This is a genomic window from Paenibacillus albicereus (genome assembly GCF_012676905.1).
Lineage (GTDB): Bacteria > Bacillota > Bacilli > Paenibacillales > Paenibacillaceae > Paenibacillus_O > Paenibacillus_O albicereus.
Map to the genome: position 1 here is coordinate 4507148 of NZ_CP051428.1, position 19291 is coordinate 4526438.

Genomic DNA, 19291 nt, shown 5'->3' on the forward strand with positions numbered 1-19291 from the left:
CCCCAAATGGACAACCGTTTCAATCCACGCCCCCACAGGGGGAGCGACCACTGACGGCGCCAAAATCGAGGTCCTGTTCGTTGTTTCAATCCACGCCCCCACAGGGGGAGCGACGCGAGCGATCATGCACCATGCGCGCGAGTACATCAAGTTTCAATCCACGCCCCCACAGGGGGAGCGACCACATTGTACTTGCATCTCATATGGCAGAGCAAAGTTTCAATCCACGCCCTCAGGGGGAGCGACGGATGTCTTTTTGGTAGAGCTGCGCAAACATGGCGGTTTCAATCCACGCCCCCACAGGGGGAGCGACACGACGCGTAAGACGCTTTCAGATGGCGGCGTGAGTTTCAATCCACGCTCCCACAGGGGGAGCGACGTCATGCTGGTGCTGTGGAAGATGCGACCCTCGGTGTTTCAATCCACGCCCCCACAGGGGGAGCGACCCGAGCGCGGCCATCATCAACCGTCTCAATCTGGTTTCAATCCACGCCCCCACAGGGGGAGCGACGTCCGAGGCCGTTCACTACCTAACGGACTTTCAGTTTCAATCCACGCCCCCACAGGGGGAGCGACAGGGGCGACGCTGGACAACTTCCAACCACGCCCCGGTTTCAATCCACGCCCCCACAGGGGGAGCGACATTTACGAAAAGCTGATGACCAACATCCCGCCAAGTTTCAATCCACGCCCCCACAGGGGGAGCGACGAATCGCTCAGTGCGATGGTCAAGGGGTACGAGGAGTTTCAATCCACGCCCCCACAGGGGGAGCGACGCAGGTCGCAGCCAGTTTTTCGGAGCTTTGGTTGGCGTTTCAATCCACGCCCCCACAGGGGGAGCGACATGTCATCGATGATGATTGCCTCCATGTCCTGGAGGTTTCAATCCACGCCCCCACAGGCGGAGCGACTGCAGCAGGCGTTACAACAGGCGATGGCGCAGCAGTTTCAATCCACGCCCCCACAGGGGGAGCGACATCAGGGGCCGCTCCGACACAAGCTTCACCAGGGCGTTTCAATCCACGCCCCCACAGGGGGAGCGACTCGCCAGTGATCGCCCGCGCGGGTCGAGATCACGCCGTTTCAATCCACGCCCCCACAGGGGGAGCGACCACAAAAAATAGCGTTTTCATACCTATTTTAATATAAACGCTTCTTTTAATCATACCTATGAAGCATAGAAAAACAATTGACACTCATTAATTCATAGATTTTTCGTCATCTTTCAACAAATTCTGAGGTGCGGATCCCCCGGGGATTTCATGGGAGCTTCCCATTCGCACCACCTTTCAACCCTATAAAATCAGCGGTCCATCCATGTTATACGAGGCTTTCGCACCGACATGCTCCACCTTGCTCTTATACTTGTCACCCAAGTTATAAAACCGCAAGCTGTCCGTCGCCGGATCAATCAGCTCCTCCAAGGCAAACCTCAGACGGCGGAACTGCGCGGCATCTACGATGCACTCAAACACGGAGTTCTGGACCCGCTGTCCGTAATCCTGGCACGTCTTTGCCACCTTGGACAGCCTCCTTCGTCCCTCTCCTGTCGTCGTACTCACGTCATACGTAATCAGAACAAGCAGCCGTCGCCCTCCTTCCTACTTCCAAAACAAAGGCGGATATTGCTCCAGATCGCCGCGAATAGTCCGTGCCAGCAGCATCGCTTGAGCGTGCGGCACCAGTCCCCACGAGATCGACTCATTCAAGTAGGGATGGATGATCTTCTCCTGCTTCCGCTCTTGCCAATGCTTGATTACAGTCCGGCGGGTGTCGTCATCCATGAGGACGGCTCCATTTTCTTTTCGGGTAAACCCAGCTGCGGTGACCATTTTTTTGTTGATGAGAGTCAAGACGAACCGATCGGCATAGACCGACCGCAGCTCCTCCATCAGATCAAGCGCCAGAGAAGCCCTTCCAGACCGATCTCGATGCATGAAGCCCGCATACGGATCAAGACCCGCCGCCTCTAGTGCCGCCCTCATCTCACTGGCAAGCAAGGAATAGGCAAAAGACAGCAGCGCGTTGACATTGTCGAGGGGCGGACGCTTGCTGCGACCTTGGAAGAAAAACGCCTCTTTTTGTTGCAGGATCAGTTCATTGAAAACGCCGCTATACTGAGCAGCACCCGAGCCTTCCAGCCCGCGCAGCACATCAAGATCCTCGACTTGACGCACAAGACGGATCAACTCTGTCATAGAAGCGCTCACCCGCTTCAGCGCCGCTCCGTCCACGCGCAGCGAATGTTCGCGAACCGCCCTTTCCAGCACCCACTTCGAGTTGTACAGCTTGCCGACAATCATGTTTCTCGCCATAAGCGCGCTTCGCTGCTCCTCATCCGAAATGCGATATTGCTCTTTACGGAGCACGACATTGCCTCTCGCTTCCCCCACGGGCTAGAAAACGTCCGTAAACACTCTCCTGCACGAGGAGCGGCCCAGAACCACCAATTGATTCAACGAGATGCAGACTTAAACTTCTTACTAGATTGTAAAGAGGGGCAGTGAGAACCGCTAAGTCACCTTCGTTAAACGCGTCCAGCATCTGATAAGCGACTTTACATAAGAAGACGGGCGGGTGAGCTGTTTTCTGACATTAGTCAAAGTTCTCACCCACCTTCGCTATTCTGAAAGTCACAACCTGAATGACTCTCTATAGTGATTCCTATCTATGGTCCCGAAGAATTCGATAAATATAAGTTTAGGATATTAAACATTTTTTTACATGCTCTTTCTGAACGGTTACGCCATCGCGAACTACAACTTTTCCAAAATACGTACGCCCGCCGGAGCCGGCAAAATAGTCAGTTCATAATGGTCAAATGCTCGCGCAAGACTCACATCTGGCTTTCTCTCCACTGAAACTAGCTGGAACAGTTTTTGCGCCGGTGCGTTTCCAAGACGACTTTCGTGCTCGAATACGATCAGCTTTTGAGCTGCCATTTTGCCTCTGGAAGCAGAACGGTCGTGGTCAAACATATTAACCAGCGCCGTCCATAACAACTCCAGGTCTTCCTCGCCGAAGTTCGTTTGATTGGCCAGCGGCGCAGATATAAATCCATCCATGCGGTACAGGCCGTACGGCACGATGCTTTTTCGGCCCATCGTCCGCTCCTTCTCGGCATCTTTTTCATTGGTGACAGCCATGCGGGTAATCGTCACATCCATCGGAGCAATCGGATCAATGCTTTTGGCAAAGCTGAACTGCACCGGTCCGCGCACTTGACCGCAGTTGATTCCCGTCGTCATTACCGCGCCAAACGTCCGAATATCGTAATATTTATCACACATCCAACGAGCGAGCGTTTGCTGATCCTCCCGTTTTTTTGCCGCCATCTTTTCAGGCTTGCTTTCTTTTAGCTCCATCTCCGGATGATGGAGAAACGCTTCTTTGTTTAAATTGTTCAGAACTACGGCTTCTTTGACATAGATTGCATAGGAGTCGGCATCCTCCTGCGCCAGCTCCACATAGTTGCGCACCTTCCGTTTAAGCGCAACATCAGTCACGAGCCCGCAGCCGGTTTCCGGATCAATGCGCGGGAGGTTGCCGGCATCCGGATCGCCGTTCGGATTTCCATTTTCCACATCAAACAACAGCACAAATTCATAACGTTTAGTAAGTGGTGTTTTTTTCATCTGTATCATATCCTTTCAAGCTTTTATTTTGTTTGTTACAGAGGTCCAACTCATGCCAGCATAAAAACTACTCCGCCGTCTCGAGGGCTTCATCCCCAGGCGCTCCGCCGTTTTCACCAAGTTTATCGGTGCCTTTTGCGATGCTATAGAGGCTCGTCTGTTTATGATAGTAACCAATTGCGAACATGCCTTGCTCCTCTAGCGTCAAGCGGGATGGAAAACGTTCCGGCAACAAATCCACTACTTCACGAATTTTTTTGTTGTTGCTAATCCCCCGCTGTTCGTCCTTGGAAATATGGTGCTGAGCCAAATTCATTAACCTTGGGAATACGGTGGCTGGGGAAGCAGAAGCAGCTCCCCAGAAACGATCGCGAATGGTTGAATTTATCCCCTTACCTAGTGCATCCGTCTGCGTTTTTTCCAGACAAGCAAAAAGTCTGCCCAAATTGTAAGCTATGTTGGTCGAGTGTACATTTTCCGCCACGGTCAAATCCTCCTCCTTCGTATTCAAGCCGTTGTTTCGATACGCGCGAAGCAAATAGGCTTTAATCATTGCCGCCCTGATGGTGCCGATTTTATATAATCCTTTTCGCGGCTCGTCCACATCCGCCCGGACCCGGTTCATTAATTGAGCAAAAATTGCTTTTGAATATGGCAGCCCTTGCATAATCGTACGGAATAGCTGACCCTCCATATTGGGCGGAATGTTTTTAAAGTCGTGACCTACTGCCAGCTCACGCAGCAGTCTCCTCATCGTCGGCGTTCGCTCCAATCCGACAATGGACAAATCCTTGTAATGTTGCCACACTTTCTCTCCGATCTCGCCAAGCGTCCCCCGATAAAAAAAGCGAACGGACAAACGGGCTGCATTGGGAGACACGCCCAATACGTAGTAGGTCGTCTCCGGATCTAAATCGGAGAATGTGTCGTGAAACTCCTGTCCGGAACGTACTCTGGAGACCGCGCTATCCACCCTTTTGCGGATGCTTTCGGGATCGGGCGGATGTCCGTCGCTGTCTTCTTCGTTATTGGCTTCCTCCTGAAACATCCGAGCTAAAAGCATCTGTGCGTGATCAAGTTTGGAATCGGCCCAAAACACAACCGTCATGTCGTTCATACGCACGTGATGTTTTGGATCAGAAAGCAACTTGTTTAGTACATAGCCATAGGCGTCCGCCGCTTTTTTTGAAGTAGGAGCATTATACGACTGCTCTTTTCCATATGAAAGAAACGATTCTTTATTAAACGATACGATGGCCGCGCCAGACGATTGAGCGCCGATTACATTTTTAATATTTGGATGCAGCCGGGCAAGTTCATTTACTGAAACCTGTTTTCCTGACACCAGACAAATTTGCAGCAGGCTATCATCTCCCGCATCGCTCTTATTTCGGCGCGAATACCGCTCCCAAGCGGCTTGTACTGTCGGGTCATCATGCAGGAAACGGCCGGTGGGCGCATACTTTAACACGCTTAGGCCGCCGCCGGTCAGCTCGGCGCGCGTTTCTTCAGGTATTCGCGCATGGATCTGCGCGGAAAGCTCCTCTTCCGTCCACTCGACAAACCGTAACAAAGCCGCAAGCTCCGGCGACCGCTCCGCATTGCCGGCGTCCGCATAGCTTAGTACCTCTCGCCACAGCGTCTGCATTGCTTCCCGGCAACCAGGCCTCATTTTTAGTGCAGCGCCGAACAAATACTCTCCTTTGTCGCACAGAAAATAGGGATGAATATTTACAGTTCGTTTGCCCTGCTCCGGCACATTGTAGCTGTGCTTGAGTGTTTTGCCCTTTGTGTTCGTATCGGAGGTAATATCTAAGACCTGCCCATCCGCATCCAGATGAATTTCAAACGATACCGCCGCTGCTGAATATCCGTCCTTCGGCAAGTCTTCCCCGTCCTGCTCCAGCAACTTGAAGTAATAAGCATACAGCGCCTGCAAAATCATCGGAACACCTCCTGCCGGCTTGGTACCTGGATAACGCCATCCACCATTTGCGCCCGGAAGAAATAAGGGGTGACAGTCTTTACCTCTCCTTTGTCGTTAAGCTGAAAGTCCTGGTCGTAAAGCATGTAGCCTAGATCGATCGTGCCCGGATGCGGACAGACCGCATCCGCCAACTCCTCCTCCAAAAGTTCAAAGCTCACTGGAAACTCCCGCGTGCCAAAATAAGGGCGATGGAAGCATTGTCCCTGCCGCGCCCGACGTAAAAAAATGTTGTAGTGCTTCTCCGGGCTGTCTTCAATTCCCTGGCGATCCGTCATCTCAAAATGGGCTTCAATGATATAAGCCACATTTTTGAGCACCATTGAAGCTCGCTGTTGCCGTTCCTCTGATGCATAAATCGCCGTTTTTTTAGCCGATGCTTTTGATTCCACCTCATTGCGCCGAATATTCTCGAACCGAATCGGCTCCAGCACATGAATCCGATCTACCACCCACCGAATGGCAGGTTTCCAATGGACTGCTTCCAAAATGCCTCTGGCCGCTGATGGGGTCATTACATCATAGCTGACCCTCTCTACTTTCATTTCAGGCCTTGTAAAGCAAGCGTAATCGCCCCAAACTTTGAGGTTAATTCCATAACCCATTCGAGCAGCTCCTTCTAAAAGATTGGTATGCCATTCTCAATGTAATTACCCGGCTGCACAAGACCCATTTTCGAATCATAACAGGATGAATCTATCAAGTAGTACACGCCTCCTTGGAACTTCAGCAAATCGGCATGTAGCATCGCCTGCAACTCATGTCGATACACCTGCACGGAATACGCTTGCAATTTACGTAAGACACTTGCCGGATTTTGGCTATGTTGAAGTTCCTCAAGCATTCTCTTTGCTCTCGTTGATTTTTTTTTGTTAAATTCAAAGGGGATAATTATACTTTCCATTTGACCGTCAATAAACTCGAATCGATTTGCAATTTCTTTATAAGGAATCTCAAAGTTTGTATTTTTTAATTTTAATAACTCCATAATTCCGCGATCATCTGTTTTTTTTCGCATCGTATGGTCACAGAGACCGTGGATGCGATTAAAATAGTTTTTAATGGCCGATAGCGACAGCCCATTGTTCTCATAGCGAAGCACATGCTGCGCTTCCACCGCCGTTTCTTTCATCCATCCTTTTGACGGCATGCCATGTCGTTCGGGATAAAAAACACGCAAATCACCCAACTCAGACTTACCCTCCCGATTACAGCGACCAGCCGCCTGCGCAATCGAGTCCAAGCCAGCCATAGCTCGCAGCACGAGCGGGAAATCAATGTCTACCCCTGCTTCAATTAATTGCGTTGAAACGACACGACAAGGCAGACCGCGGGAATCAGCGAGCCGCTCACGGATTTTTTTTATGACGGCTTGGCGATGGGCCGGATGCATACGTCCGCTCAGATGGTATAGACCGTCTACTTCGGACGCATGCATCTTGAATCGCTCAAACAGCAACTTGGCATGTTTTCGAGTGTTTACAATACATAATACTTGCTGCGCTCCCAGCATCCATTCGACCACCGTCTCATCCGATACCGCTTCATCGACCGAGCCGTAAGGAGTCATCTTGACTCGTTCAAAGGAAACCATCAAATCTTGCGGGGATGGCTCGTCCATAATTTCCAACGCCGGGAAGCCCAACTTGTCCCATGAAGGCTGTGTGGCCGTGCAAAGCACAACCGAGCAATTATAATGATCGACCAGCTCTTGCAGAGCATGCAGACAAGGCATCATATAACCCCTTGGCAAGCTTTGCGCCTCATCAATAACAATGACCGATCCGGCAATCTGGTGAAGCTTGCGGCATTGGCTGCGTTTATTTGAAAACAACGATTCAAAAAATTGAACTGACGTCGTTACAACAACCGGCGCGTCCCAGTTTTCCGCACTGAGCTTAAGCAACCTTGCCTTTTGGGGATCGGTATTCTCCTCGTATTCCTCCAAATTAAAGTTGCTATGATGCTCCAATATCGCGTCGTCTCCAATTGCTTTGCGGAACACATCGGCGCTTTGCTCGATAATGCTCGTAAATGGGATGACATAAATAATGCGCCGTAGTTGGTGCTCCACCGCATGTTCCAGAGCAAAAGCCATGGAGGAAAGCGTTTTGCCCCCACCTGTCGGAACCGACAAGGCAAACAATTGTCGATTCTCCTGTCTGGCTCGACGTCTACATGCTTGCTGAATTAGCCTCCGCTGAATATTAATGCCGGTAGGCTCCTTCTTCTCAAAAGGGAGCAGGTGCTGGTTTAAACGCTGCAACAATTCCACCATCGACGGCTGCTTTTGTTGTTCCACTAGAAGGCGATCCGCTTCGCTTGTAAAATTGCGCGTATCAACTGAATCCGCATCGACCAGACAGGAGTAGAGCATGCGGCCCAAAAAGCTATATTTCCAGGCAAGCAGCGCTTTCTTCTCAGTTAGCAGCTCCTTGTATAGCGAAGGGGGAAATGGAATTTTAGCCGCCGGAATGGTCATTTCTTCCCATGCCGACAGCCAAGGCGGAACCTCGTCGCTTCTCTTGGACATTCGCTTTTTGAACGAGCTTTCCTCATCCTGCGTGCCGAAATTTTGAAGCCCCCCATGATGACCAGCCACCGCCATGGCGACCAACTGCGCCATATACTTGGCAGCTCCGATTTTACCGATATGCTGGTGATAAGAAGGCTTGTCCATAATCCACTGCGCTCCGGCGGTGGAATGATCTACACGCACATTACGCCCTCGCACCCGTTGCTGAAATTGCTCCGAGAATTTCCCTATATCGTGAAGCAGTCCGGCCAGATAAGCCAATTCCCCAGCGCCAAAGGCATCCGCATTTTTTTTGCACAGCTGGCCAACCGCCTCAAGATGATCCTTTAATAATTGAAAACATCCGTCATCTCTGCTGTGCGCATAAAATATCACCTTGCACCCTCCCGTGTAGAAGATCACTTTTTAAGTGTCAAGGCCATTAAGCTTCTTATTCTAACGAGGCTAAAACTCCTCGACGGCGCGATCGTACTCCGGCAATTTTTTCTACTGGGGTCGACACCCGCTCCAGAAAAGGGCAGTATCCATCGGGACTCAAATAACCCTTCCGTCCACCATGATGCGAAACAATGCAATGGGCATTCCACTCCGCCACGTTTTGGGACAACGGATCCGAAGATAGGTTTGAATTTAACGGTATACCTTGCCCATGTCATGCAGCAATCTGGATAAGCCAGCAAGGTGCTTCATACCGGTTTTTCCGCCGTACTATTCAGCGTGTCGCATGACATTCATCAGATGCTCATGCACGCTCTCCCGACACCCGACTGACTTTCGGATATGCGCGATGTACTTCGATGAATCGACACTGATGAGAGCCTTCATTTCCCGCCCCTCCAACAAGGACTTTATGCCCGGTGCTTAAAGCCTAATTCTCATTGAATTTGATTCGCCAAATTCATACATAATCCTCCTTCTTTTTTATTTTTTTACCAATTCCAATTGTTTTCTACACTCAGTGTGAGTGTCTAAGAATTGGCTGGAGTACCTCTTAAAATTTGCTTATCATAGATAGATCAAGAGCAAGTGCGAATGCCAAGAATCGCTCGAAATCTGTCGATTCTAGTCAAAATTAAGATGTTTTTTTGTCAAAGGAACATTCATGCCTGTGATGATAGAGTTGTTGTTCTAAATCACATGGATATGAAAACGTTATTTTTTCGGTCGCTCCCCGCACGGGGGAGCGTGGATTGAAACGTGCAAGAAATGAACGGAAGCATTGAACAAGGAAAGTCGCTCCCCGCATGGGGAGCTGGATTGAAACTGCTCGCCGCGTCTCGGTGCATTGGCTGTGGCCAGATTGAAACGCAGCATCAGGGCTTTCTGCCCTTCTTCCTCCCCTACGAAAAGGGCTCTCTCCCCAACTCGCTGAATAACATTTTTTTTCATTAAAAAAAGCCAACCCCGCTCACCGGGGCTGGCTTCACTGAACCATTCAATCAAACAAGCTATCTGGCACGTAATAAACCTTTTGCGTGTCCTTTTTGTTCACCGGATCAGTAACGATGACGAAGTAGACGTTGCCGTTTTTCGTCTGCACGCCCTCGATCTCGTGGGTGCCGACGTTGGTGATCTTGGCCAGCGTCCGGTACGAGCCGGAGCTGGTCATGTACGCGATCTGCGGCGTCTCGCCCTCGGCTCCGCCGGACGTGTACAGCTGCGTGCTGCCGAGCATGTCCGCGCCCTGGAACGACCCGTTCGGGCGGACGATGCCGTCGCCTGTCTGTGTGAAGCTGCTCACGCAAGCGCTGACCGCCGCCGAGCTGTCGAGCTGCACCTGCTCGCTCGCGTCGAGCAGCTGGTTGAGCTTGACCGTGTCGTAGATCGCCCATGTGACGCCGCCCTCGGCCGTCTGCACGCGGAAGAACGTGTGCGTGCTGTTGCCGCCCCCGTCGACACGGTACGTGTCGCCGAGACGGGAGCCGGTCTTGTTGGCATAGTTCAAGTACGTGAAGCGATGCAGGTCCGTGTAGTCGACGGTCGTACCGGGCACGTATTGAAGCCGAGCGACCTGCAGCGACCAGTAGTACGAGGTGCTCGGATCGGATTTGGAGCTGACGTAGAAGTAATTTTCCCCGTTGTACGTATACATATCCAGCGTCTGGCCATGCCCGGAGTTGGTAATCTTCATCTCGTCCACATAGGTGGCGTTGCTGCCGCTCATGAGCAGCCGGGACAGATAGACGTCGCCGCCGGAGCGCTGCGTGACGTACAGGTACTTGTCCGCGATATACGCCTTCTGCACCGCGACGTTGTGAGTCAATCCCTTGAGGTTGTAGGCGAGCGTCGCCGAGGCGTTCACCGTCTTGGCCGGAGCGGCCGCGAAGGCCGGCATCGCCGACAGGGAGAACAGCGTCGCCGCGAGCGCGATCGAGCCGAGCCATTTCAGCGGCCGTCTTTTTCGGCGGCCGGCAGGTTCATTCCACATTTCCAATTCCTCCTTCAATAATTGAATGAGTCCGATTGCAAATGCCGATGCTCTCTGCCCACCTCCCTTCCGGGCCAGCCTCGCCTTTCTCCCGTCTACCCCGCCTGCTCCGCGAGCACCTGCTCGCGCCGCTCCGCGCGCTGCTCCGGCGTCAGCATCGGGCAGGTGTAGCATTTCACGCCGCCTTCGCGCTGGTCGTACAGGCAGCAGGACGACTGCATCATGAGCTTGTCGCCGCCGGTCGGGTACGGATTGTCGCAGTAGCGCGGATTGTGCTGATACGGGTTGCGCCGCGTCCCGAACGCCTCCGCCGGAATGTCCTCCGCCAGCACGCGGAAGGCGAACGACAGCCGCTCCTGCACCGGCTCCGGCAGCGCCAGCGTGGCGGCGTATTCCTTCATGTACTCCGCCATCGCGCCGTACTGCTGCCAGATCGCCGCCGGCTTCATCGCCGCCGCCTCGGCTGCCGCCTCGACCGCCGGCCGCAGGAACGCCCGCACATGCGCCGTCCATGCTTCCGCCAGCTGCCGCGCCGCCCCCTCCGTCGGGACCGTCTCCGCGAGCAGCTCCTTGATGCGGAAACCGAGATGCGCATGGTCGTCATGCGCCTCGATCTGGAACGTCAGCCGCTCCGGAGACAGGTCGATCACCGACCCGTACATCCCGTATAGATACACCTGCGTCAGCAACAGCTTGCCGAGCGTCGTCCCGACGAACGATGCCGGCAGCGCGCGGCTCGTCGCCTGCACGGTCGATCCGCCCAGGTCCAACGCCTTACCGAGCGTCTCCGCGTCGAAAAACCGGTCCGCGTCCATTTCGAACAGCGGCTCGTCCGCTCCCTCCGGGGAGATATGATAGAACATTTTGATGATGCCGAAATCAAAGCTTGCCGCCTCTTGCGCCACGCCGATCACCTCGTCCACATAATGCCTTCCTGCCTAAAGCTTACCACAACGGCCTGGCAGCGGGTATCGCCGGCGCGGATTCCACATATTCTCTCCATAACTCCATCCACGGAAAGGAGAACCTGAACATGACCCATGTCTACAGCGGCGCAGCAGGCGCCAAGCAGCTGACGTTCGTACTCGTGCACGGCTCTTGGGCGGACGCGGGGTACTGGAAAGAAACGGCCGCGGAGCTGAACCGGCTCGGCCACGAAGCGTTCGCCCCGGAGTATCCGGGCCACGGCGGCGACCCGCGCACGGACGTCACGCACGCCGAGATCACCGAGGCGGTCGCGGACGACATCGCCCGCCGGGACCTGCGCGGCATCGTGCTCGTCGGGCACAGCTTCGGCGGCTCCGTCATCCAGACGGTCGCTCAGCGAATTCCGGAGCGCATCGGCCGGATCGTGTTCATGGACGGTTTTGTCCTGCTCGACGGCCAGTCCGTCGCCGACCAGCTGCCCCCGCCCGTCGTGCAGCAGTTCCAGCAGCTGGCGCAGGCTTCCGGGGGGCAGACGATTCCGATGCCCTACGAGCTGTACCGGGAGACGTTCGCCAACCTGGCCGACGGTCCGCTCGCGCGCTACCTGCACCGGCAAGTCCTTCCCGAGCCGGCGGGACCGCTGTTCGAGAAGCTCGACTTGAAACGCTTCTACGGCCTGACGATTCCGCGCAGCTACCTGTATCTGACAAGCGACGGCGTCCTCCCTCAGGGCGAAGGCTACGGCTGGCATCCGCATATGTCCGGCCGCCTCGGCGTCTTCCGCCTCATCAAGGCCGAGGGCGACCACATGTCGACGGTGAAGACGCATCCCGGCCTGATCGCCCGCAAGCTTGTCGAGGCGGGCCGCGACTGAGCCGGTGTCCGCAGCTGCGAGCGGTTCCGCCAAGGGCGGCATGGCATTCGGCGTCCTCTGACGGAGAGGCAGTTCCATGAATGATAGCCCTTCCTTCAGCCACAAAAAAAAGCCTCCCCGGACCGGACCGGGAAGGCTCTTTCCACATTCCAAATGTTCAATGAGCGAATTAGCTCTCGCTTTGCAGCTGGCCCTTCGCCGGGCCTTCGCCCTCGGCCGGTGCCGGAGCGGTTTCGTTCGACGTGCGGAGTGGAATCTCCCGCAGGAAGAACACGAGCACGAGCGAGACGCAGAGCACGAGCGTGCCGACGAGGAACACGAGCGCCAGCGTATCGCCGAGCGCGCCGCGGAACTGCTCGATCAGCTGCAGGAACAGCGTCCGCGCCTGCTCCGGCAGAGAGGCGGCCGTCTCGTCGATGAGCGGCTTGTTCATGAGCAGGTTCGGGTTGGCGAACCCGGTCAGCTGCTGCGCGACCGTCGGATCGAGCTGGCTCAGGTCAGGCATGTCCGGCGAGGTCAGCGTATCCTTGAGGTTCTTGGTCAGCGTGTTGGACATGACCGTGCCCATGACGGCGATGCCGATCGTGCCGCCCAGGTTCCGGAACAGCTGCGAGGACGCCGTGGCGACCCCGAGCTCCGAGTGGGAGACCGCGTTCTGGGTCGCCAGCGAGAACACCGGCATGCCCATGCCGATGCCGATGCCGAAGATCGCCATGCTCAGCACGGCCATGCCGACGCTGTTCATGAGCACCATGATGCCCATGCCGAGAATCATGATCGGCACGCCGATCAAGGCGTAGCGCTTGTACTTGCCGCTCTTGGAGATGCGCTGTCCGATGAGCGCGCTGGTGATGACCATGAAGATCGACATCGGCATGGTGACGTAGCCGGAGTACGTCGCGGAGATGCCGAGCACGCCCTGCACGAAGAATGTCAGGTAGATGAGCGCGCCCATCATGCCGAAGTTCATCAGGAAGCCGATCAGGTTCGAGACGGTGACGATGCCGTTCTTGAACAGATGCAGCGGCAGGATCGGGCTCTTGGCGGAGCGCTCGACCAGCACGAAGATGATGCCGGACACAAGCGCGGCGGCGAACAAGCCGAGAATCTCCGGCGAGCCCCAAGCATGATTCGGACCGGCCAGGGAGAACCCGAGCAGCAGCGGCACGATCGTCGTCGTAAGGAATAGCGAGCCGAGAATGTCGATCTTCTCCCCTTTGACGCGCTCGATTTTCGGGAAGAGAATCCAGATCATCGCGAACGCGACGATGCCGAGCGGCAGGAAGATCCAGAACAGCCAGTGCCAGTCGAGATGGTCGACGAGGTAGCCGCCGAGCGTCGGGCCGAGCACGCTCGAGAAGCCGAAGACGGCGGTCATGAGGCCCATCCACTTGGAGCGCTCGCGCGGCGGGAACAAGTCGCCGACCGCCATGAACGCGGTCGACTGGATGATGCCCGCTCCGATGCCCTGGATGCCGCGGTAAATGATGAACTGATAAACGTCCGTCGACGTGCCCGTCAGGAACGCGCCGATGATGAACAGCAGGATGCCCGCCAGGATGAACGGCTTGCGCCCGAACATGTCGGACAGCTTGCCGACCAGGATGGTGGCGATCGTCGAGGTCAGCAGGTAGATGTTGATCGTCCAGGTGTAGTACTCCATGCCGTCGAGAATCGCGATGATGCGCGGCATCGCCGTGCTCGTGATCGTCTGGTTGATGGCCGCGAAGAACATGGCCGCCATGACGGCGATCATGATCGACAGCTTTCGTTTGTGCGTTAAATGTTCCATGATGGCTCTCGTTCTCCTCGTTTCTGTTCTTTGTCTGATGCCCTCTTGTTGCGTTCGGCTGGCCTCAAGCCTCTGCCGCTTCTTCTTGTTCCGCGGGCGCGTCCTCCCCCGCCAGCTTCTCCATGAGCCCGGTCAACAGAAGCCGCTCCTCGTCCGTCAGCCTGGCGAGCCGCCTTCCGATCATCTGCTCCCGCAGCTTCATGAATCCGTCCAGCGTCCGCAGGCCCTCCTCGGTGATCTCGACGAAAACGGCCCTCCGATCTACGGTGTCCGGTTTTCGCTTGACCCATCCGCCCGCCTCCAGCCGGTCCATCATGACGGTGACGGCGCTCGGCTTGACCTCCATCTTGTCGGCGATCAGCGCCAGCTTGCACGGCCCCTTGACCTTGACCATATAGAGCGCGAACAGCTGCGTCCGCGTCAGCCCGCATTCCTTGAGCAGCTCCGGCAGGGACAGCTCGATCGACTGGATAAAGGCCTGCACGGCCGCATGAAATCGACTGACCTCCGCTTCCACTCTCACGCCCCCTTTGTTAAAGCAATAATATATTTATACTCCTTTAACTATATCCATGTCAAATAGTTTAGAAATAAAAAAACCGCCTCGCGAAAGCGAGGCGGCCGCAGCCGTCGATTGAAAGGCTCACGCCAGGCGCAAGCCGCGAATTCCGGGCGGACGATGAGTCCGTTTTCTTCAATCGTAGTCCTTGTGCACCCATTCGTCCTCGGGCAGCTCGAAGCCTTCTTCGGAGTAGCGCTGCTCGCGGAACGGGTCGGCCTCGTTGTGGAAGCCGTTGCGCTCCCAGAAGCCGGGCCGGTCCTCGGCCATGAACTCGAAGCCGCGCAGCCACTTGGCGCTCTTCCAGAAGTACAGATGCGGCACGACCAGGCGCAGCGGACCGCCATGCTTGTCCGTCAGCGGCTCTCCGCCGAAGCGGAAGGCGAGCAGGATGTCGTCGCCCATCAGGTCGGCGAGCGGCACGTTCGTCTCGTAGTCGTAGTCGCCGTACACCATCACATGCTTCGCCTCCGGCATCGGCTCGATGCCGAGCTGCTGGAGAAAGTCGCGGAACAGGATTCCCTCCCATACCGTGTCCATCTTGGACCAGCGGGTGACGCAGTGGATGTCGCGCATGACGCTCACGCGCGGCAGCGCCTCGAGCTCGGCGAACGAGAAGCGCCGCTCCTCCCGGACCGCTCCGGTCACGCGCAAGTCCCAGGTCGACATGTCATAGACCGGAACCGCCCCTTCGTGAAGGATCGGGAACCGATCGGTCACCGTCTGGCCGGGCGGCACGCGGTCGCCGTACTTGGCGTCCGGCTTGATCTTCTGGAGCAGCGCCGCCGCATTGCGCCTCAGGCGCTCCGCCTTGTCGCTCTCGTAAGGCTGGTTCATCCGCTTTAGACGCCCATCCGGCGGCGCTGGTTGTTCGGCTTCTTGTTCAGCTGGCTGCGCAGCTCCTTCGCTCCGCCCTGGGCGCCGCCCTGGCCTTGCTTGCCGACGGCTTGGGACTGCTTCTTCTGCTGCAGCTTCAGCTTGGCCGCCTCGGCCAGCGACATCTTCTTCGGCTGCGCCTCTTCGGCTTCCGCCGCCGCTCCGTCCGCTTGGACTTCGGCCGCTTCGTTGCGTTCGGTCATGTGTATCCCTCCATGCTTGTCCGATTGATGATTCCTATCGCCTAGTTTAGCTTATTTTGCCCCGAAGCGCCATGCGCAAAACGGCTATAGCCGAACCGCCCCTGCGGCTTCCGTCATCCCCGGATCCGGATAGCGGTCCGCTTCCGCTTGCTGCCCGTCTCCCCGCTTCTCCGGCGGTCCTCGTCATTCCGAGGCAAGCAAAGCCAGCTCCGCCTGCAGCTCCTCGTGGATGCGGCCGTTCGTCGCGAGCACGTCGCGCACGCCCAGATGGTACGGCGTGCCGTCCTGATCGCCGATGCGGCCCCCCGCTTCCTGCACGAGCAGCGCGCCCGCGGCGATGTCCCAGCTGCTGAGGCCGACCTCCCAGAAGCCGCTCAGCCTGCCGGCCGCCACGTAGGCCAGATGCAGGGCGGCGGAGCCGCCCGAGCGGATGTTGCGGACTTGCGGCGCGATCCGCTGCAGCTGCGCCAGGTTGCGCGGCAGCGCCTGACGATGCTCCGCCGGGAAGCCGGTCGCCAGCAGGCTCGTCCGCAGCGTCTCCTCGCCCGACACGCTCATGCGCTTGCCGTGGACGTAAGCCCCTTTGCCTTTTTCCGCGATGAACAGCTCGTCCGCCGAAGGATCGTACACGACCCCGAGGATCACTTCCCCGCGCCGCGCCAGCGCGATCGACACCGTGAAGAACGGAAAGCCGTGCACGAAGTTGGTCGTCCCGTCGACCGGATCGACGATCCACAGGTACTCGGCCTCCTGCACGTCCTCCAGCGCCCGCGCCGAGGCGGCCGGTCCCGGCTCCACGCCTTCCTCGCCGAGGAACGAGTGCTCCGGGAAGTTCATCATGACGAGGCTGCGGATCAGCTTCTCCGCGCCCTTGTCCACCTCGGTGACGAGATCATGCGGAGACTGCTTCTCCTTGAGCATCTGGTAGGCGCCGAGCTTGGACTGGATCCATTCCCCCGCCTTGGACGCGCAGTTGATCGCCACCGCCGCGAAGCTCTTGCTGCCTACGATCGGTTCGTTCATGCCTCTCCCCCCGTTTCCTTCTCTCTAAATGTAAGCCTTTCCACTATGCGAATGCAAAATACGGATGCCATTTCGGTATCCGACCGGCATCCGTATTCGGACTCGAGCGACATGGGCCGGAGCGCCCCTTTACAACTGGGACGCCCCCTGCCAGATGAGCCGCGCAGCCAGCACGAGCAGCGTCGCCCGCAGCAGCCACAGGATCGCCTTGCCGCTCATGCGGCTGGCGATCCAGGCGCCGGCCTTGCCGCCGAGCCAGGCGCCCGGCGCGAGCGCCGCAACGAGCAGCCAGTCGATCTCGCCCATCGCGCCGTGCACGATGCTGCCGCTGATCGACGACAGGAAGATGACGAACATCGACGTCGCCGTCGCCACATGCGGCGGGAACGCGAACAGCAGCACCATGACCGGCACGAACAGCGAGCCGCCGCCGATGCCGAACAGGCCGGACACGAGGCCGACGAGCAGCCCGATGCCGAGCAGCAGCGGCAAGCTGTAGCCGTACACATGCTCGACGCCCGCGCCGTCGGTCATGCGCACCGTGACCGGCCAGCGGCGCGCCGACGGCTTGATGCGGTCGCGCAGGATGAGCAGCAGCGCCATCAGCAGCATGAAGATGCCGAAGCTGAGCTGGAACGCCGGGCCGTGGAACTGCGACGTCAGCGCCGAGCCGGCCATCGCGCCCGGGCCGCTCGTGATGAACAGCAGCCACGCGCTGCGGAAGTCCACCTTGCGCTGCTTGGCGTACGTGCGCGAGGAAGCGAGCGCCGTGACGATGAGCACCGCCAGCGACGTGCCGACGGCGGTCGCCTCCGGGATCGGCGCGCCGGTCAGCTGCGGGCCGAGCAGCAGCAGCACCGGCACGATGATGATGCCGCCGCCGAGGCCGACGATGCTGCCGAAGACCGACGCGACGACGCCCGTCAGCAAGATGAGGATCCATTCAAGCATTCGTTTGTTCTCCTTTGTCTCTGTTCGGACAAGCCCGGATGCGCGACGATGCCAGGGCAGGGCCGACAGCCGCAGGCGTCAGGCCGCAGCCGTCCGCACTAAAGCTCGATCGTCGAGCCGTCCACGACGCGGACGCCTTCTCCCGCCGCCTCCAGCTTGCGCATCTCGTCCATGAGCGAGACGAGCGCCTGGTCCTTGGCCTTGGCCTCAAGCATGCAGTCGATGTGCGTCACCGAGTCCTTGACGCTGCGCAGGAACGCGAGCAGCGGCCCCGGCTCCACGCCGTCGGCATGGCCGCGCGGGTCGCTGAGGCTCTTCGGGCTGGAGGCATGGATCTTGGGCGGCAGCCCTGTCGATCCGCCGTCCAGGCCGAGCCGCTCCTGCTCCCGGCGCCACGTGGCGGCGATGCGCGGCCACAGCTCGCCATGCAGCGACTCCGCCGTCTCGCCTCCGTCGTTGACCCAGTGGTGATGGATATCGAGCACGACCGGATTGCCTGTCGTCTCGGCGATGTCCAGCGTCTCGCGCACGTTGAACGTCTTGTCGTCGTTCTCGAGCGTCACCCGCCCTCGCAGCGCCGGATGCAGCTCAACGAACTGGCGGACGAAGCGCTCTCCGGACACGGCCTTGTCGCCGTACGCGCCGCCGACGTGGATGTTGCATTTGGACCGCTCGTCCAGCCCCATCGCCTCCAGCATGCGGACATGATGCTCCATGTCGCGGATCGAGCTGCGCAGCACCTCCGGCCGCGGCGTGCTGAACACGCAGAAGTGGTCGGGGTGGAAGCTGACGCGCATGCCGTGCTCCCGCACGTACGCGCCGATGTCGTAGAACGCCGGGGCCAGCGCCGGATACGGGTCCCAATCCTGCAGCGCTTCATGCGTAGCGAGCGGGATGAGCTTGGAAGAGAAGCGGTACATATGGATATCCGAGAAGCGGTTGTTCTTCAGGATGCGCAGCGTGCTGCGCAGGTTGTCTTCGGCGATGCGCTCCAGCCTGGCGAGAGCGGCCTCCCGGTCGCCCAGCTTGGCGAAGTTCGTGTAGGTCATCGTGCGCGACGGAGAGGCGTTCTCCAGCAGCAGGCTCATCGCGACAAAGCCGAAGCGGACGATCATCTCCGCTCACCGAAGAACATCTCATGCGCGAGCGCCGTCTGGACGCGGGACTCTTCCTCGGTCAGCTTGCGCACCAGCTCCATCTCGACCTGGGTGACCTCCTGGCCCTGGAAGTTGATCTCCGCGATGGAGGCGAGGATGCGCACGATCGCGATCGCCCGGTTGTCCGGCGTATAGGCGATCACCTTCTGGCCCGTCGGAAAGACGCGGAAGCCGCTCTTGACCATCTTGCCCTTGCCGTATTCCAGCAGCTCGTACAGCTCCTGCTCGGACTTGAACTTGCAGACGGAATTGAATTCGGTGGCGAAGCCCATTGCTTGTCCCTCCTCTGTATGTAAAAAAGCGCCTCCCCAGCGCAAGGCTCTGCCTGGGGAAAGCACGCTTCGGG

At 57.5% G+C, this 19291-nt stretch carries 16 protein-coding genes, 1 pseudogene and 2 CRISPR repeat arrays (1 of these 19 only partly in view); of the genes and pseudogenes, 1 reads left to right on the forward strand and 16 read right to left on the reverse strand.

The annotated features are described in order from the left end of the window. A CRISPR array of direct repeats spans window positions 1–183; the repeat unit is 32 nt; unit sequence GTTTCAATCCACGCCCCCACAGGGGGAGCGAC; it begins 383 nt to the left of the window's first position. Window positions 184–281: 98 nt separating this feature from the next. After that, window positions 282–1112: direct repeats of the CRISPR family, unit length 32 nt; unit sequence GTTTCAATCCACGCCCCCACAGGGGGAGCGAC. Window positions 1113–1295: 183 nt separating this feature from the next. The 8 genes and pseudogenes from cas2 to HGI30_RS20265 all read right to left on the reverse strand — a co-directional run bounded on the left by cas2 (window position 1296) and on the right by HGI30_RS20265 (window position 11506). Beyond that, the gene (gene cas2 / locus HGI30_RS20230) at window positions 1296–1586 is read right to left on the reverse strand and encodes a CRISPR-associated endonuclease Cas2 (RefSeq protein ID WP_168910010.1); all 291 of its coding nucleotides are present in this window, start codon (window positions 1584–1586) and stop codon (window positions 1296–1298) included. Between the two features lie 15 nt (window positions 1587–1601). Beyond that, window positions 1602–2393, reverse strand: a pseudogene (gene cas1 / locus HGI30_RS20235) (CRISPR-associated endonuclease Cas1); the annotation flags it as partial. A gap of 363 nt (window positions 2394–2756) precedes the next feature. Beyond that, window positions 2757–3635 carry a type I-C CRISPR-associated protein Cas7/Csd2 gene (gene cas7c, locus HGI30_RS20240; protein ID WP_168909162.1) on the reverse strand — a complete coding sequence of 293 codons (879 nt, stop codon included), beginning with the start codon at window positions 3633–3635 and terminating at the stop codon, window positions 2757–2759. Window positions 3636–3702: 67 nt separating this feature from the next. Then, complete coding sequence (gene cas8c, locus HGI30_RS20245; protein ID WP_168909163.1) at window positions 3703–5580, reverse strand: type I-C CRISPR-associated protein Cas8c/Csd1; 1878 nt, start codon at window positions 5578–5580, stop codon at window positions 3703–3705. Continuing rightward, window positions 5577–6224 carry a type I-C CRISPR-associated protein Cas5c gene (gene cas5c / locus HGI30_RS20250; protein WP_168909164.1) on the reverse strand — a complete coding sequence of 216 codons (648 nt, stop codon included), beginning with the start codon at window positions 6222–6224 and terminating at the stop codon, window positions 5577–5579. The genes cas8c and cas5c overlap by 4 nt, the downstream gene beginning before the upstream one ends. 14 nt (window positions 6225–6238) lie before the next feature. Then, complete coding sequence (cas3, locus tag HGI30_RS20255) at window positions 6239–8530, reverse strand: CRISPR-associated helicase Cas3' (RefSeq protein ID WP_168909165.1); 2292 nt, start codon at window positions 8528–8530, stop codon at window positions 6239–6241. 1060 nt (window positions 8531–9590) lie between these two features. Next, on the reverse strand, window positions 9591–10583 hold the full coding sequence (locus tag HGI30_RS20260; RefSeq protein WP_168909166.1) for a helveticin J family class III bacteriocin: 993 nt from the start codon (window positions 10581–10583) through the stop codon (window positions 9591–9593). 95 nt (window positions 10584–10678) lie between these two features. Beyond that, window positions 10679–11506 carry a (2Fe-2S)-binding protein gene (locus HGI30_RS20265; protein WP_168909167.1) on the reverse strand — a complete coding sequence of 276 codons (828 nt, stop codon included), beginning with the start codon at window positions 11504–11506 and terminating at the stop codon, window positions 10679–10681. A gap of 110 nt (window positions 11507–11616) precedes the next feature. Between HGI30_RS20265 and HGI30_RS20270 the strand changes: the two genes are divergently transcribed. Beyond that, entirely contained in the window at window positions 11617–12384 is a 768-nt protein-coding gene (locus HGI30_RS20270) for an alpha/beta hydrolase (protein WP_168909168.1), read from the forward strand. A gap of 169 nt (window positions 12385–12553) precedes the next feature. Here the strand turns inward: HGI30_RS20270 and HGI30_RS20275 are convergent, their stop codons facing one another. The 8 genes from HGI30_RS20275 to HGI30_RS20310 all read right to left on the reverse strand — a co-directional run bounded on the left by HGI30_RS20275 (window position 12554) and on the right by HGI30_RS20310 (window position 19217). Further along, a complete protein-coding gene (locus HGI30_RS20275) occupies window positions 12554–14176 on the reverse strand; it encodes a DHA2 family efflux MFS transporter permease subunit (RefSeq protein ID WP_168909169.1) in 1623 nt (540 codons plus the stop codon). A 64-nt stretch (window positions 14177–14240) separates the two neighbouring features. Continuing rightward, window positions 14241–14693, reverse strand: a complete 453-nt coding sequence (locus tag HGI30_RS20280) for a MarR family winged helix-turn-helix transcriptional regulator (RefSeq protein ID WP_168909170.1) — start codon at window positions 14691–14693, stop codon at window positions 14241–14243. A gap of 177 nt (window positions 14694–14870) precedes the next feature. Next, entirely contained in the window at window positions 14871–15572 is a 702-nt protein-coding gene (locus tag HGI30_RS20285; RefSeq protein ID WP_168909171.1) for a sulfite oxidase-like oxidoreductase, read from the reverse strand. Window positions 15573–15577: 5 nt separating this feature from the next. Beyond that, a complete protein-coding gene (locus HGI30_RS20290) occupies window positions 15578–15814 on the reverse strand; it encodes a hypothetical protein (RefSeq protein WP_101807714.1) in 237 nt (78 codons plus the stop codon). Between the two features lie 183 nt (window positions 15815–15997). Beyond that, window positions 15998–16837 carry an inositol monophosphatase family protein gene (locus HGI30_RS20295; RefSeq protein WP_168909172.1) on the reverse strand — a complete coding sequence of 280 codons (840 nt, stop codon included), beginning with the start codon at window positions 16835–16837 and terminating at the stop codon, window positions 15998–16000. A 129-nt stretch (window positions 16838–16966) separates the two neighbouring features. Continuing rightward, the gene (locus HGI30_RS20300; RefSeq protein ID WP_168909173.1) at window positions 16967–17788 is read right to left on the reverse strand and encodes a sulfite exporter TauE/SafE family protein; all 822 of its coding nucleotides are present in this window, start codon (window positions 17786–17788) and stop codon (window positions 16967–16969) included. Window positions 17789–17886: 98 nt separating this feature from the next. Next, on the reverse strand, window positions 17887–18903 hold the full coding sequence (uvsE, locus tag HGI30_RS20305) for a UV DNA damage repair endonuclease UvsE (RefSeq protein ID WP_168909174.1): 1017 nt from the start codon (window positions 18901–18903) through the stop codon (window positions 17887–17889). Further along, the gene (locus HGI30_RS20310; protein ID WP_168909175.1) at window positions 18900–19217 is read right to left on the reverse strand and encodes a hypothetical protein; all 318 of its coding nucleotides are present in this window, start codon (window positions 19215–19217) and stop codon (window positions 18900–18902) included. Before HGI30_RS20310 ends, uvsE begins: the two co-directional genes overlap by 4 nt. Between the last annotated feature and the right edge of the window lie 74 nt (window positions 19218–19291).

Coding starts and splice junctions, on each gene's coding strand:
- cas7c (WP_168909162.1), bottom strand. CDS start 3,635: ATGAAAAAAACACCACTTACTAAACGTTATGAATTTGTGCTGTTGTTT.
- cas8c (WP_168909163.1), bottom strand. CDS start 5,580: ATGATTTTGCAGGCGCTGTATGCTTATTACTTCAAGTTGCTGGAGCAG.
- cas5c (WP_168909164.1), bottom strand. CDS start 6,224: ATGGGTTATGGAATTAACCTCAAAGTTTGGGGCGATTACGCTTGCTTT.
- HGI30_RS20260 (WP_168909166.1), bottom strand. CDS start 10,583: ATGTGGAATGAACCTGCCGGCCGCCGAAAAAGACGGCCGCTGAAATGG.
- HGI30_RS20270 (WP_168909168.1), top strand. CDS start 11,617: ATGACCCATGTCTACAGCGGCGCAGCAGGCGCCAAGCAGCTGACGTTC.
- HGI30_RS20275 (WP_168909169.1), bottom strand. CDS start 14,176: ATGGAACATTTAACGCACAAACGAAAGCTGTCGATCATGATCGCCGTC.
- HGI30_RS20285 (WP_168909171.1), bottom strand. CDS start 15,572: ATGAACCAGCCTTACGAGAGCGACAAGGCGGAGCGCCTGAGGCGCAAT.
- HGI30_RS20290 (WP_101807714.1), bottom strand. CDS start 15,814: ATGACCGAACGCAACGAAGCGGCCGAAGTCCAAGCGGACGGAGCGGCG.
- HGI30_RS20295 (WP_168909172.1), bottom strand. CDS start 16,837: ATGAACGAACCGATCGTAGGCAGCAAGAGCTTCGCGGCGGTGGCGATC.
- HGI30_RS20300 (WP_168909173.1), bottom strand. CDS start 17,788: ATGCTTGAATGGATCCTCATCTTGCTGACGGGCGTCGTCGCGTCGGTC.
- uvsE (WP_168909174.1), bottom strand. CDS start 18,903: ATGATCGTCCGCTTCGGCTTTGTCGCGATGAGCCTGCTGCTGGAGAAC.
- HGI30_RS20310 (WP_168909175.1), bottom strand. CDS start 19,217: ATGGGCTTCGCCACCGAATTCAATTCCGTCTGCAAGTTCAAGTCCGAG.